Raw genomic sequence first — 13,191 nt, 5'->3', positions numbered from 1 at the left:
CCCGGGGCACCACCGGGTCGCTCCCGTGGCACACGGGGCGCGCGGGGCGGCTGCCGTACCCTCTCCCCATGTCGCTCTATGCCGCCTACGCCGGCAACCTCGACGCGCGCCTGATGTCCCGCCGCGCCCCGCACTCCCCGCTGCGCGCCACCGGCTGGCTGAACGGCTGGCGGCTGACCTTCGGCGGCGAGCAGCTGGGCTGGGAGGGCGCGCTGGCGACGATCGTCGAGGATCCGCTGGCCCAGGTCTTCGTCGGCCTGTACGACATCGCGCCCATGGACGAGGAGTCGCTCGACCGGTGGGAAGGGGTGGGGCTCGGCCTCTACCGCCGGGTCCGCGTGCGCGCGCACACCCTGGACGGCGAGGAGCCGGCCTGGGCCTACGTCCTCGACGGCTACGAGGGCGGGCTGCCGTCGGCGCGCTATCTGGGCGAGATCGCCGACGCGGCGGAGTCGGCGGGGGCCCCGCACGACTATGTGATGGAACTCCGCAAGCGCCCCTGCTGAGACCGGCGACCCGCCCCTTGCCTCCCGTTTCGCCCTCCCTTTGTGGGAAACGACGACACAACGGACCCCATCCCGTGCGCTCTGGCATCTACGCGCGTAGGCGAAGAGCGGTTACCCTCATCGGCGTGAACGCATCTCTTCTTCCGGACGACATCCAGGGCGACCCCTACGCCGCCGCCGACGCCGCCGCCGCGCGCCTGCGCGCCCTCACCGGCGCCGAGACCCACGACGTCGCCCTCGTGATGGGCTCCGGCTGGGCTCCGGCCGTCGACGCGCTGGGCGCCCCCGACGCCGAGTTCCAGGTCACCGAGCTGCCCGGCTTCCCGCCGCCGGCCGTCGAGGGTCACGGCGGCAAGGTCCGCTCGTACTCCTTCGGTGACAAGCGCGCCCTGGTCTTCCTGGGCCGCACCCACTACTACGAGGGCCGTGGCGTGGCGGCGGTGGCGCACGGCGTGCGCACGGCGGTCGCGGCCGGCTGCAAGACCGTGGTGCTCACCAACGGCTGCGGCGGTCTGCGCGAGGGCATGCGCCCCGGCCAGCCGGTGCTGATCAGCGACCACATCAACCTGACGGCGACCTCCCCGATCGTCGGCGCGAACTTCGTCGACCTGACGGACCTGTACTCGCCCCGGCTGCGCGCCCTGTGCAAGGAGATCGACGCCACGCTGGAGGAAGGCGTCTACGCCCAGTTCCCCGGCCCGCACTACGAGACCCCGGCCGAGATCCGCATGGCCCGCGTCATCGGCGCGGACCTGGTCGGCATGTCCACGGTCCTGGAGGCCATCGCCGCGCGTGAGGCGGGCGCCGAGGTGCTGGGCATCTCCCTGGTCACCAACCTGGCCGCGGGCATGACCGGCGAGCCCCTCAACCACGAGGAGGTCCTCCAGGCCGGCCGTGACTCGGCGGCCCGGATGGGCCAGCTGCTGACGCGGGTGCTGGGCAGGCTGTAAGCGGACGCGGGCGCCCCGGCGCCGGTGAACGGGACTCCCGTGCGTCCGCCTCCCGGCCGACGGCTGCGGCCGGACGAGCGGACGGACGGGGGTCCGGGGGCACGGCCCCCAGCGACGACTAGGAGAGGTTGATCCCAAGGTGCACGACGATCTCATCGCCCGGGCGAAGGCCTGGCTCGCCGAGGATCCCGACCGGGAGACCCGCGAGGAACTCGCCGAGCTGATCGACGCCGGCGACACGGCGGAGCTGGCGGCCAGGTTCAGCGGCACGCTCCAGTTCGGCACGGCGGGCCTGCGCGGCGAACTGGGCGCCGGCCCCATGCGCATGAACCGCGGCGTCGTCATCCGCGCCGCCGCCGGCCTCGCCGCGTACCTGAAGAAGCGGGGCCGGGGCGACGGCCTGGTCGTCGTCGGCTACGACGCCCGGCACAAGTCGGCCGACTTCGCCCGGGACACCGCCGCCGTGATGACCGGCGCCGGCCTGCGCGCCGCCGTGCTCCCCCGCCCGCTGCCCACCCCCGTGCTGGCCTTCGCGATCCGGCACCTCGGCGCGGTCGCCGGCGTGGAGGTCACCGCCAGCCACAACCCGCCCCGGGACAACGGCTACAAGGTCTACCTCGGCGACGGCTCCCAGATCGTGCCGCCCGCCGACGCGGAGATCGCCGCCGAGATCGACGCCATCGCCTCCCTGCACGACGTCCCGCGCCCGGACGCCGGCTGGGAGATCCTGGACGACTCGGTCCTGGACGCCTATCTGGCCCGCACGGACGCCGTCCTGGCGGCGGACTCCCCGCGCACCGCCCGCACTGTCTACACGGCCATGCACGGCGTCGGCAAGGACGTGCTGCTGGCCGCCTTCGCCCGGGCCGGCTTCCCCGAGCCGGTGCTGGTCGCCGAGCAGGCCGAGCCGGACCCGGACTTCCCGACGGTCGCCTTCCCGAACCCGGAGGAGCCGGGCGCGATGGACCTGGCCTTCGCCCGGGCCCGTACGGCCGAGCCGGACCTGATCATCGCCAACGACCCCGACGCGGACCGCTGCGCGGTGGCCGTCAAGGACGGTGCCGACTGGCGGATGCTGCGCGGCGACGAGGTCGGCGCGCTGCTCGGCGCCCACCTGGTGCGCCGCGGCGCGCGGGGCACCTTCGCGGAGTCGATCGTCTCCTCCTCGCTGCTCGGCCGGATCGCCGGGAAAGCGGGGCTGCCGTACGAGGAGACCCTGACCGGCTTCAAGTGGATCGCCCGCGTCGACGGCCTGCGCTACGGCTACGAGGAGGCCCTCGGCTACTGCGTGGACCCCGAGGGAGTGCGCGACAAGGACGGCATCACCGCCGCGCTGCTGATCACCGAGCTGGCGTCGGTGCTGAAGGAGGAGGGCCGGACCCTCCTCGACCTGCTCGACGACCTCGCCGTGGAGCACGGCCTGCACGCCACCGACCAGCTGTCGGTGCGGGTGGAGGACCTGTCGCTGATCGCGGACGCGATGCGCCGGCTGCGCGAGCGGCCGCCGGCCGAGCTGGCCGGTCTGCCCGTGGTCCGGGCCGAGGACCTGAGCCTCGGCTCGGAGAGCCTGCCGCCCACCGACGGCCTGCGCTACACCCTGGACGGCGCCCGGGTCGTCGTCCGCCCCAGCGGCACCGAGCCGAAGCTGAAGTGCTACCTGGAGGTCGTCGTGCCGGTGGCGGCGCCCGCCGGCCTGCCGGCCGCCCGCACCCGCGCGGCCGAGCTGCTGACCGCCGTCAAGCGCGACCTGTCGGCGGCCGCGGGCATCTGACCCGCGCCCCTTCGGGACGACCGGCGCCGGGCACCCCTCCCGGGGGCCCGGCGCCGGCGCGTCGCCCTCCGGCGCGTCCCCGCGACGAGGCCGGCCCGGGCGCCGGTACCGTCCACCGGCCGCCGCACGGAGCTTCCCGGACACCCGCGACGCACCCGGCCCGGACGACCGGGCCGTTTCACCGGCCGCCCGCCCGGGCCGTCCTCACCCCGCGCCCGCGAACGCCGGGGTACGCCGCCGCACCAAGGCCCCGCCGGCACCCGCCGTCGCCTCGGCCGGGCGACGCCCCCGACGGGCGGGACCCCGCGCCCCGGCACGCGGGCGGCCCGGGTGGCCGAAGCCGTCGGCGGGGCGCGCCGGGCCCGTCCCTTCACGACGAACGCCGCCGAGCCCCTCAGGGGCCCGGCGGCGCGGAAGAACACACGGGGCGGGCGCGGCGGCCGTGGCGGCGCGCGGACCCGCCCCGCCTCACCCCGTGGCGAGCAGGATCGCCAGGAGGACCGCGCCGGCGACCGCGGGCGCGGCGACCTCGTAGGCCCAGCGGACGGTGACCTCCCCCTGCGCCGGCTCGCTCTCGCCGTGCTGTTCGAGGAGTGCGCGCAGGTCGTCCATGACCTTGTCGGTCTCGGCGCGGGCCGGCCCGGTGTCCGGGCCGCGCAGGGAGAACCCGCCGAGGCCCAGGCCGCTCGGCGCGAGGGCGCCGCCCCGGCCGCCCGTCCCGCCCCGGGCCGCGTCCGCCGCCGCCCGCTGCTGCCGGCGCGCCGCCTTCTTGCGGGCGCGCAGCGAGACGGGGACAGCCCACAGCTGGTACTTGGCGCCGGACCTGGCGAGGACCTCGTTGGTGTAGCCGGAGCGCAGGCCGGCGACCTCGCCCCAGGGCAGGCTGATCACCCGGAACGGGTTGCGCACGCGCAGCCGCTCCTCGTTGGCGAAGACCGCCGGGCGGAGCGTGAAGGCGAGGAGCAGCGGCACGACCAGGATGAGGCCGGCCAGCGCCAGCCACGGGGTGCGGCCGTGCCCCTTGAACAGCGCGTCGAAGCCCAGCCAGAGCACGACCAGGAGCAGCAGCGCGCCCCCCGCCAGCCCCAGGGGTGAGCGGTAGATCCGGTCCTTGGCGGCGGGCACCGGAGGCTGTGACGCGGGTGACGGGTGGTCCGGGGTGGTCATGGCCCGATTCTGCCCCACGCCCCCCGCCGTGCCACCACCCCGCCGGAACGTCCCCCCACGTGACCCGCCCGGCACCCGGCGTCACTCCTGTGACGGGCCCCGTCCCGGGTGCGCCGTCCCGGGACTTCCCATCCGCTACGCGCGTAGATATGCTCGTCTGGTGACCATGCCCACTACCGCATCCTCAGCCCACGTTCTCTCGGACGTCGCCGCGTCCGACAGCACGCTGCGCCGCTTCCTGCACGGGCTGCCCGGCGTCGACGCGGTCGGCCTGGAGGCGCGCGCCGCGTCCCTCGGCACCCGCTCCATCAAGAACACCGCGAAGGCGTACGCCATCGACCTCGCCATCTCGATGGTCGACCTGACGACGCTGGAAGGCGCGGACACCCCGGGCAAGGTCCGGGCGCTCGGCGCCAAGGCGGTCCACCCCGACCCCACGGACCGTACGGCCCCCACGACGGCCGCGGTCTGCGTCTACCCCGACATGGTGGCCGTCGCCAAGGAGGCCGTCGCCGGCTCCGGCGTGAAGGTCGCCTCGGTGGCCACCGCCTTCCCGGCCGGCCGGGCCGCGCTCGACGTGAAGCTGGCCGACGTGCGCGAGGCCGTCGCCGCCGGCGCCGACGAGATCGACATGGTCATCGACCGGGGCGCCTTCCTGGCCGGCCGGTACCTGAAGGTGTACGACGAGATCGTCGCCGTGAAGGAGGCCTGCGGGACGAGCGCCCGGCTGAAGGTCATCTTCGAGACCGGCGAGCTGTCGACGTACGACAACATCCGCCGCGCCTCCTGGCTCGGCATGCTGGCCGGCGCCGACTTCATCAAGACCTCCACCGGCAAGGTGGCCGTCAACGCGACCCCCGCGAACACCCTGCTCATGCTGGAGGCCGTGCGCGACTTCCGGGCGCAGACCGGCGTCCAGGTCGGCGTGAAGCCGGCCGGCGGCATCCGCACCAGCAAGGACGCGATCAAGTTCCTGGTGCTGGTCAACGAGACCGCGGGCGAGGACTGGCTGGACAACCACTGGTTCCGCTTCGGCGCCTCCTCGCTCCTCAACGACCTGCTGATGCAGCGCCAGAAGCTGGCCACGGGCCGCTACTCCGGCCCCGACTACGTAACGGTGGACTGAAACATGGCATTCGAGTACGCTCCCGCGCCCGAATCGCGCGCGATCGTCGACATCGCCCCGTCGTACGGCCTGTTCATCGATGGGGAGTTCGTCGAAAGCTCGGGTGGGGGTCTCAGCAAGACGGTCTCTCCGGCCACCGAGGAAGTACTCGCCGAGTACACCCGGGCCGACGCGGAAGACGTCGACCGGGCGGTCAAGGCCGCCCGCAAGGCGTTCGAGAAGTGGTCGGCGCTGCCCGGCGCCGAGCGCGCCAAGTACCTGTTCCGCATCGCCCGGATCATCCAGGAGCGCAGCCGGGAGCTGGCCGTCCTGGAGACGCTGGACAACGGCAAGCCGATCAAGGAGACCCGCGACGCGGACCTCCCGCTGGTCGCCGCGCACTTCTTCTACTACGCGGGCTGGGCCGACAAGCTCGACCACGCCGGCTTCGGCGCGAACCCGCGTCCGCTGGGCGTCGCGGGCCAGGTCATCCCCTGGAACTTCCCCCTCCTCATGCTGGCGTGGAAGATCGCCCCGGCGCTCGCCACCGGCAACACGGTGGTGCTCAAGCCCGCCGAGACCACCCCGCTGTCGGCCCTGTTCTTCGCGGACATCTGCCGCCAGGCCGGCCTGCCCAGGGGTGTGGTCAACATCGTGACCGGTGACGGCCGGACGGGCGCCGCGCTGGTCGCGCACCCGGACGTGAACAAGGTGGCCTTCACCGGCTCCACGGCCGTCGGCAAGGAGATCGCCCGCACGGTCGCCGGCACGGCGAAGAAGCTCACGCTCGAACTGGGCGGCAAGGGCGCCAACATCGTCTTCGACGACGCGCCGGTCGACCAGGCCGTCGAGGGCATCGTGAGCGGCATCTTCTTCAACCAGGGCCAGGTCTGCTGCGCGGGCTCCCGCCTGCTGGTGCAGGAGTCGGTCCAGGAGGAGGTGCTGGACGCCCTCAAGCGCCGGCTGTCCACGCTCCGCCTCGGCGACCCGCTGGACAAGAACACCGACATCGGCGCGATCAACTCCGCCGAGCAGCTCGCCCGGATCACCGCGCTGGCCGAGCAGGGCGAGGCGGAGGGCGCCGAGCGCTGGTCCCCGGCCTGCGAACTGCCCGCCGCCGGCTACTGGTTCGCGCCGACGCTGTTCACGAACGTCACCCAGGCCCACACGATCGCCCGCGAGGAGATCTTCGGCCCGGTGCTGTCGGTCCTCACCTTCCGTACGCCCGACGAGGCCGTCGCCAAGGCCAACAACACCCAGTACGGCCTGTCGGCCGGCATCTGGTCCGAGAAGGGCTCGCGCATCCTGGCCGTCGCGAACAAGCTGCGCGCCGGTGTCGTCTGGTCCAACACGTTCAACAAGTTCGACCCGACCTCGCCGTTCGGCGGTTACAAGGAGTCGGGCTTCGGCCGCGAGGGCGGCCGCCACGGCCTGGAGGCGTACCTCGATGTCTGACCGTTTGAGTGTCTTCAAGACCTACAAGCTGTACGTCGGCGGGAAGTTCCCGCGTTCGGAGAGCGGCCGGGTGTACGAGGTGACCGACTCGAAGACCAACTGGCTGGCGAACGCGCCCCTGTCCTCCCGCAAGGACGCCCGCGACGCGGTGGTCGCCGCGCGCAAGGCGTTCGGCGGCTGGTCCGGCGCGACCGCCTACAACCGCGGTCAGGTCCTCTACCGCGTCGCGGAGATGCTGGAGGGCCGGCGCGAGCAGTTCACGCGCGAGGTGGCCGACGCGGAGGGGCTGTCCAAGTCGAAGGCGGCGGCCGTCGTGGACGCGACGATCGACCGCTGGGTCTGGTACGCGGGCTGGACCGACAAGATCGCCCAGGTGACCGGCGGCGCCAACCCGGTCGCGGGCCCGTACTTCAACCTCTCCGCCCCCGAGCCGACCGGCGTGGTCGCCGTCGTGGCCCCGCAGGAGTCCTCCTTCCTGGGCCTGGTGTCGGTCGTGGCCCCGGTGATCGCCACCGGCAACACGGCGGTCGTGATCGCCTCCGAGAAGGCCCCGCTGCCGGCCCTGTCCCTCGGCGAGGTGCTCGCCACGTCCGACGTCCCGGGCGGTGTCGTCAACCTCCTGTCCGGCCGTACGGCGGAGCTCGCGGCGCCGCTGGCCGCGCACCAGGACGTCAACGCGATCGACCTCGCGGGGGCGGACGAGGCACTGGCGAAGGAGCTGGAGATCGCGGCGGCCGACAATCTGAAGCGGGTCCTGCGTCCACAGGCTGTGGACTACTTCGAGACGCCCGGGACCGAGCGGCTGACGGCGTTCCTGGAGACGAAGACGGTGTGGCACCCGACGGGGTCGCTGGGCGCGGGCGGGTCTTCCTACTGAGGGGTTCCGCCCGGGCGCCTCAGTGGCCCAGGGACGCGAGGACCGGCCCCGCCAGCGGCACGCTGCCCAGCGACCGCGCCTGGGCCGGCGGGCGCGTCGGCATCTGGGTGCCGACCGGCTGGAAGTCGGCCACCCGGGTGCCGACGCCGTTGTCCAGCGGGTCGGCGCCCGTGCCCGCCGGCGGGTCGGGCTTGAGACCGGCGACCGGGCCGGTGACGTAGCCGACGATGCCCGTCAGGGCGCGCAGGCCGGCCTCGGGGTCGACGGTGCCGGTGTCGGCGGGGCGGTAGGTCACGCCCGTGCCGGAGACCGTCCCGGCGGACGCCGAGGCCGCCCCGGCGCCCAGGGCCGCTCCCGCGACGGCGAGGGACGGCCAGGGCGCGCCGCGCGGCGGAGTGCTGGGGAGAGGCGTGTCGGGCCATTGCCGATGCCACCTTCTGCCGCACTGGGTGATCATGCCGGCACGAAACGTAGCCGAGGCGGGGCTCACGCCCGAAAGCCGACCCGCGGGCTCGGCAGGCGCTCCGCCATGCGTCAAACTGGTGTTCCGTGAGCATTCATCCTCCGTCTCCCGCCCGTGTCGTGCTGCTGTGCGGTCCCTCGGGCTCGGGCAAGTCCCTCGTCGCCGCCCGCTCCGGGCTCCCCGTGCTGCGCCTGGACGACTTCTACAAGGAGGGTGACGACCCGACTCTGCCGCTGGTGGAGGGGAGTGCGGACATCGACTGGGACCACCCGGGGTCCTGGGACGCGGACGTCGCGGTCGAGGCCATCGTCCGGCTGTGCGCCACGGGGTCGACGCCGGTGCCGGTGTACGACATCGCGCTGAGCGCCCGTACCGGCGAGGAGACGCTGCGCATCGGCCGTACCCCGCTGTTCATCGCGGAGGGGGTCTTCGCTGCGGAGATCGTCGAGCGCTGCCGGGAACTGGGGGTGCTGGCGGACGCCCTGTGCCTGTCCCGCGGCGCGTTCACCACCTTCCGCCGGCGCTTCGTGCGCGATCTGAAGGAGGGGCGCAAGTCGGTGCCGTTCCTGCTGCGCCGCGGCTGGCGGCTGATGCGCGCGGAGCGGTCGATCGTCGCCCGGCAGGTGTCCCTCGGCGCGCACCGTTGCGACCGGGACGAGGCCCTGGGCCGGCTGGCGGCAGCGGCGGCGGGCCGCCAGGTACGGCAGCAGACGCCGGCCTGAGCGCCGTGGCGGGGGCGGGGAGCGGCGGGGGCGGGCATGCGAAACGGGACCGGCGGGTCCCCCCGGACCACCAGTCCCGTTCCTGTTGTTCCCCCGTGTTCCCCCCGCGGGCCCACTCCCCAGTGGCCCCCCGTCCCCCGTGTTTCCCCCCTCGGGCCGCCCCCCGGTGGCCCCTGCCCTCAGGCGACCAGTTCGCCGAAGGCGGTCTCTTCGTCACGGCCGAAGCTCAGCACCTCGTCGTCGCGCAGGCGGCGCAACGAGCGCCAGATGCTGGACTTCACCGTGCCGACGCTGATGCCGAGGATGTCGGCGATCTCCGGGTCCGTGCGGCCCTCGTAGTAGCGCAGGACCAGCATGGTGCGCTGGAGTTCGGGCAGCCTGGCCAGCGCCTGCCACAGGACCGCGCGCAGCTCGGTGCCGCGCATCGCGTCCGTCTCGCCGGGCGTCTCCGGCAGTTCCTCGGTCGGGTACTCGTTGAGCTTGCGCCGCCGCCAGGCGCTGATGTGCAGGTTGGTCATGGTGCGGCGGAGGTATCCGCCGACCGCGGCCTTGTCGCTGATCCGGTCCCACGCCCGGTACGTCGAGAACAGGGCGCTCTGCAGCAGGTCCTCGGCCTCGTGGCGGTCGCCGGTCAGGTGGTAGGCGGTGGCGTACAGGGAGGCGCGGCGCTCCTGGACGTAGGCGGTGAACTCCGCCTCCGACAGCGAACGGCGCTCCCCCGGGTCCTCCCCGTACGCGGCTCCCCCGTGCGTTTCCCCCCTGTGCGCGTCAACCACCGACATGTACGCCGGGTGCTGACGCCCGGTGCCGCGAGCGCACCCCCGCATGCCCGCGGCACCGGACTTCTCGGACCCCCGGTGCACGTCGTGCAGACGCGTGACCACTGCGCTGGTGCTGATGCCGTGCAGCGTGTTCATCTCGCGCTCCCCGTCGTGGACTTCCGGTGAATCGTTCGTGCCGGGCCGGCCCGCTCCCCGTCCGGCCCGCGACGAAAAGCCTGCCGGGGCCACTTCATGGCCGTGTCCGCCGACTGTCACAGACCTGTCACAGGGGTACGGCGGACGTCCGGTGAGGCTGGTGACGTGCCGCGTACGGTGGGTGGCGGTGCGCGGGGAGTGGTGCGGGCAGGTCGTACGACACCCCGTCCATGGGCCAGAATGAAGCCGTGCCTTCCCTGTTGCTGATCGAGGACGACGACGCCATCCGTACGGCCCTGGAGCTCTCCCTGACGCGCCAGGGACACCGGGTCGCCACCGCTGCCAGCGGCGAGGACGGTCTGAAACTGCTGCGCGAGCAGCGGCCGGACCTGATCGTGCTGGACGTGATGCTGCCCGGCATCGACGGGTTCGAGGTCTGCCGCCGCATCCGGCGCACCGACCAGCTCCCGATCATCCTGCTGACCGCGCGCAGCGACGACATCGACGTCGTGGTCGGGCTGGAGTCGGGGGCGGACGACTACGTCGTCAAGCCGGTGCAGGGCCGGGTGCTGGACGCCCGGATCCGGGCCGTGCTGCGGCGCGGCGAGCGCGAGTCCAGCGACTCGGCGACCTTCGGCAACGTCGTCATCGACCGTTCGGCGATGACGGTCACGAAGAACGGCGAGGACCTCCAGCTGACCCCGACCGAGCTGCGGCTGCTGCTGGAGCTGAGCCGGCGGCCCGGGCAGGCGCTGTCCCGGCAGCAGTTGCTGCGGCTGGTGTGGGAGCACGACTACCTGGGCGACTCGCGCCTGGTCGACGCGTGTGTGCAGCGGCTGCGCGCCAAGGTCGAGGACGTGCCGTCGTCCCCGACGCTGATCCGTACCGTCCGAGGTGTCGGCTACCGCCTGGACGCCCCTCAGTGACCGGTACGCAAGGGAGGCTGCGCGGCTGGGCCGCGGGGCGAGGGGGAAGTCTGTCGCGTCTGAGGTTGACCAGCCTGCGGCTGCGCCTGGTGGTGGTGTTCGCGCTGGTCGCGCTCACCGCCGCGGTGTCGGCGTCGGGCATCGCCTACTGGCTCAACCGGGAGGCGGTGCTCACCCGCGCCCAGGACGCGGTGCTGCGCGACTTCCGGCAGGAGATGCAGAACCGCGCGGGCGCGCTGCCCGAGCACCCGTCCCAGGACCAACTGCAGCGCGCCGCCGGACAGATGGCCGCCAGCAGCCAGCGCTTCAGCGTGCTGCTGGTCGCCACGGACGCCGACGGCAAGACGGTGTACGGCAACTCGGGCGGCATCAACGGCTTCGCGCTGGAGGACGTGCCGTCCTCGCTGCGCGCGGCCGTGACCAAGCGGCAGCGGGTCGGCGACCAGAACAAGGAGCCGTACCACCTGTACTGGCAGCGGGTCGTGGACCACGGCACGCCGTTCCTGGTGGCCGGCACACGGGTCATCGGCGGCGGTCCGACCGGCTACATGGCGAAGTCGCTGGAGCCGGAGGCGAAGGACCTCAACTCGCTGGCCTGGTCGCTGGGCATCGCGACCGGGCTCGCGCTGATCGGCGCCGCGCTGCTCGCGCAGGCCGCCGCCACGACCGTGCTGAAGCCGGTGCACCGGCTCGGGGTGGCCGCGCGGCGGCTCGGCGAGGGCAGGCTGGACACCCGGCTGCGGGTCTCCGGCACCGACGAACTCGCCGATCTGTCGCGGACGTTCAACAACGCGGCCGAGGCGCTGGAGAAACGGGTCGCGGAGATGGCCGCGCGGGACGAGGCGTCCCGCCGGTTCGTCGCCGACATGTCGCACGAGCTGCGCACCCCGCTCACCGCCATCACCGCCGTCACGGAGGTACTGGAGGAGGAGCTGGAGGCGGAGACCGGCAGCATGGACCCGATGATCGAGCCCGCGGTCCGGCTGGTGGTCAGCGAGACCCGGCGGCTCAACGACCTGGTCGAGAACCTGATGGAGGTCACCCGCTTCGACGCGGGCACCGCCCGGCTGGTGCTGGACGACGTCGACGTCGCCGACCAGATCACCGCCTGCATCGACGCCCGGGCCTGGCTGGACGCGGTCGAGCTGGACGCCGAGCGCGGCATCCACGCCCGGCTCGACCCGCGCCGCCTGGACGTCATCCTCGCCAACCTGATCGGCAACGCCCTCAAGCACGGCGGGTCGCCGGTGCGGGTGTCGGTGCGGGAGGCGGTGCGGGAGGCGGACGACTCGGTCGAGATCCGGGTCCGCGACCACGGGCCGGGCATCCCCGAGGACGTGCTGCCGCACGTCTTCGACCGCTTCTACAAGGCGAGCGCCTCCCGGCCGCGTTCCGAGGGCAGCGGGCTCGGCCTGTCCATCGCCCTGGAGAACGCCCACATCCACGGCGGCGAGATCACCGCCGCCAACTCCGCCGAGGGCGGCGCGGTCTTCACGCTCCGGCTGCCCCGGGACGCCTCGCGGCTGACCGAGCAGGACGGCGGGGACGACAGGGACACCAAGGACGCCGAGGGCGCCGGGACCGGGCGGGACAGCGCGGGGAAGGAGGGGTCATGACCGTACGACGCCTGGTGGCGCTGCCCCTCCTCGGCGCGCTGCTCACCGGCTGCGGCATCCGGGCCACGGAGGTGCCGACCGACTTCGGGGCGGCGCCGTCCCGGGTGCCGTGCTCGCTGACCGGGCCGGACCGGTCCACGCAGTCCGCGCGCGGGGTGCCGGTGCAGGTCTTCCTGCTGTGCGGGGCGTCCCTGGTCGCCGTGGACCGCACGGTGCCGGTCCCGGAGGGCACCCCGGACGCCCGGCGCCGGGTGATCGTGGCGCAGGGCCTGCTGGACCAGCTCGCCGCGTCCCCGTCGGCCGCGGAGCGCTCCGCGGGCTACAGGACGTACGTCCCGGGCGGGCTCGGGGTGCGCGGGCCCGGCCCGAAGGATCCCGAGGACGCGCTCCGGCTGAGCACGGCACCCTCGCGGCTGACCTCCGACGCCCTGGCCCAGCTGGTGTGCACGCTGTCCGACTCGGCGGCCACGGAGGGTGACGGCTCGGTCATCCTGGGCGGCCCGGACGCCGGCCCGGTGCGCCGGTACGCCTGCACCGACGAGGTGCGCGACCATCCGCACAGCGCCCAGCCGCCGTCCGGCGAGGTCACGGAGTAGACGGGGCCCGGCCGTCCGGCGCCTCGGGGGGGTGCCTCTATGTCTTTCGTCAAGCGAGGCGTGGGGTTCGGGGTTCGTAGAAGGTGCCGTCGCGGAGCATCGCGAACAGCACGTTGATCC

At 73.7% G+C, this 13,191-nt stretch carries 12 protein-coding genes and 1 pseudogene; 10 read left to right on the top strand and 3 right to left on the bottom strand.

Annotation, left to right across the window (positions count from 1 at the left end):
- Positions 1-68: 68 nt before the first annotated feature.
- The 3 genes from ACZ4W9_RS04520 to ACZ4W9_RS04510 all read left to right on the top strand — a co-directional run bounded on the left by ACZ4W9_RS04520 (position 69) and on the right by ACZ4W9_RS04510 (position 3,227).
- Complete coding sequence (locus tag ACZ4W9_RS04520) at positions 69-506, top strand: gamma-glutamylcyclotransferase family protein (protein WP_467933141.1); 438 nt, start codon at positions 69-71, stop codon at positions 504-506.
- Between the two features lie 125 nt (positions 507-631).
- Positions 632-1,456 (top strand): purine-nucleoside phosphorylase, encoded by an 825-nt coding sequence (locus ACZ4W9_RS04515; RefSeq protein ID WP_467933140.1) that lies wholly within the window; start codon positions 632-634, stop codon positions 1,454-1,456.
- A gap of 139 nt (positions 1,457-1,595) precedes the next feature.
- Entirely contained in the window at positions 1,596-3,227 is a 1,632-nt protein-coding gene (locus ACZ4W9_RS04510) for a phospho-sugar mutase (protein ID WP_467933139.1), read from the top strand.
- 468 nt (positions 3,228-3,695) lie between these two features.
- Here ACZ4W9_RS04510 and ACZ4W9_RS04505 read toward each other — a convergent pair whose 3' ends face one another.
- Positions 3,696-4,394: a PH domain-containing protein gene (locus ACZ4W9_RS04505; RefSeq protein WP_467933137.1), complete on the bottom strand. Its 699-nt coding sequence runs from the start codon at positions 4,392-4,394 to the stop codon at positions 3,696-3,698.
- A gap of 160 nt (positions 4,395-4,554) precedes the next feature.
- Here ACZ4W9_RS04505 and deoC point away from each other — a divergent pair, with 160 nt between their 5' ends.
- From deoC to ACZ4W9_RS04490, 3 genes are read left to right on the top strand one after another with little or no spacing between them, the layout of a single operon-like run.
- Entirely contained in the window at positions 4,555-5,520 is a 966-nt protein-coding gene (deoC, locus tag ACZ4W9_RS04500; RefSeq protein ID WP_467933136.1) for a deoxyribose-phosphate aldolase, read from the top strand.
- A 3-nt stretch (positions 5,521-5,523) separates the two neighbouring features.
- Positions 5,524-6,954 carry an aldehyde dehydrogenase family protein gene (locus tag ACZ4W9_RS04495; protein ID WP_467933135.1) on the top strand — a complete coding sequence of 477 codons (1,431 nt, stop codon included), beginning with the start codon at positions 5,524-5,526 and terminating at the stop codon, positions 6,952-6,954.
- On the top strand, positions 6,947-7,831 hold the full coding sequence (locus tag ACZ4W9_RS04490; protein ID WP_467933134.1) for an aldehyde dehydrogenase family protein: 885 nt from the start codon (positions 6,947-6,949) through the stop codon (positions 7,829-7,831). Before ACZ4W9_RS04495 ends, ACZ4W9_RS04490 begins: the two co-directional genes overlap by 8 nt.
- Before the next feature lie 19 nt (positions 7,832-7,850).
- Here ACZ4W9_RS04490 and ACZ4W9_RS04485 read toward each other — a convergent pair.
- Positions 7,851-8,253: pseudogene (locus tag ACZ4W9_RS04485) on the bottom strand (hypothetical protein).
- A 160-nt stretch (positions 8,254-8,413) separates the two neighbouring features.
- Between ACZ4W9_RS04485 and ACZ4W9_RS04480 the strand changes: the two are divergent.
- Positions 8,414-9,016 carry a uridine kinase family protein gene (locus tag ACZ4W9_RS04480; RefSeq protein WP_467933424.1) on the top strand — a complete coding sequence of 201 codons (603 nt, stop codon included), beginning with the start codon at positions 8,414-8,416 and terminating at the stop codon, positions 9,014-9,016.
- A 179-nt stretch (positions 9,017-9,195) separates the two neighbouring features.
- Here the strand turns inward: ACZ4W9_RS04480 and ACZ4W9_RS04475 are convergent, their stop codons facing one another.
- Positions 9,196-9,933 (bottom strand): SigE family RNA polymerase sigma factor, encoded by a 738-nt coding sequence (locus ACZ4W9_RS04475; protein WP_467933132.1) that lies wholly within the window; start codon positions 9,931-9,933, stop codon positions 9,196-9,198.
- A gap of 248 nt (positions 9,934-10,181) precedes the next feature.
- Between ACZ4W9_RS04475 and afsQ1 the strand changes: the two genes are divergently transcribed.
- The 3 genes from afsQ1 to ACZ4W9_RS04460 are packed head-to-tail and all read left to right on the top strand — an operon-like array spanning position 10,182 to position 13,071.
- The gene (gene afsQ1 / locus ACZ4W9_RS04470; protein ID WP_026248263.1) at positions 10,182-10,859 is read left to right on the top strand and encodes a two-component system response regulator AfsQ1; all 678 of its coding nucleotides are present in this window, start codon (positions 10,182-10,184) and stop codon (positions 10,857-10,859) included.
- Positions 10,856-12,475 carry an ATP-binding protein gene (locus ACZ4W9_RS04465; RefSeq protein WP_467933131.1) on the top strand — a complete coding sequence of 540 codons (1,620 nt, stop codon included), beginning with the start codon at positions 10,856-10,858 and terminating at the stop codon, positions 12,473-12,475. The genes afsQ1 and ACZ4W9_RS04465 overlap by 4 nt, the downstream gene beginning before the upstream one ends.
- Positions 12,472-13,071 (top strand): hypothetical protein, encoded by a 600-nt coding sequence (locus ACZ4W9_RS04460; RefSeq protein ID WP_467933130.1) that lies wholly within the window; start codon positions 12,472-12,474, stop codon positions 13,069-13,071. Before ACZ4W9_RS04465 ends, ACZ4W9_RS04460 begins: the two co-directional genes overlap by 4 nt.
- Positions 13,072-13,191 lie beyond the last annotated feature (120 nt).

Source organism: Streptomyces sp. NPDC029296, from assembly GCF_055569255.1.
Note: the sequence above shows the minus strand (reverse complement) of the source record. Positions and strands in the feature narration are given on the sequence as shown.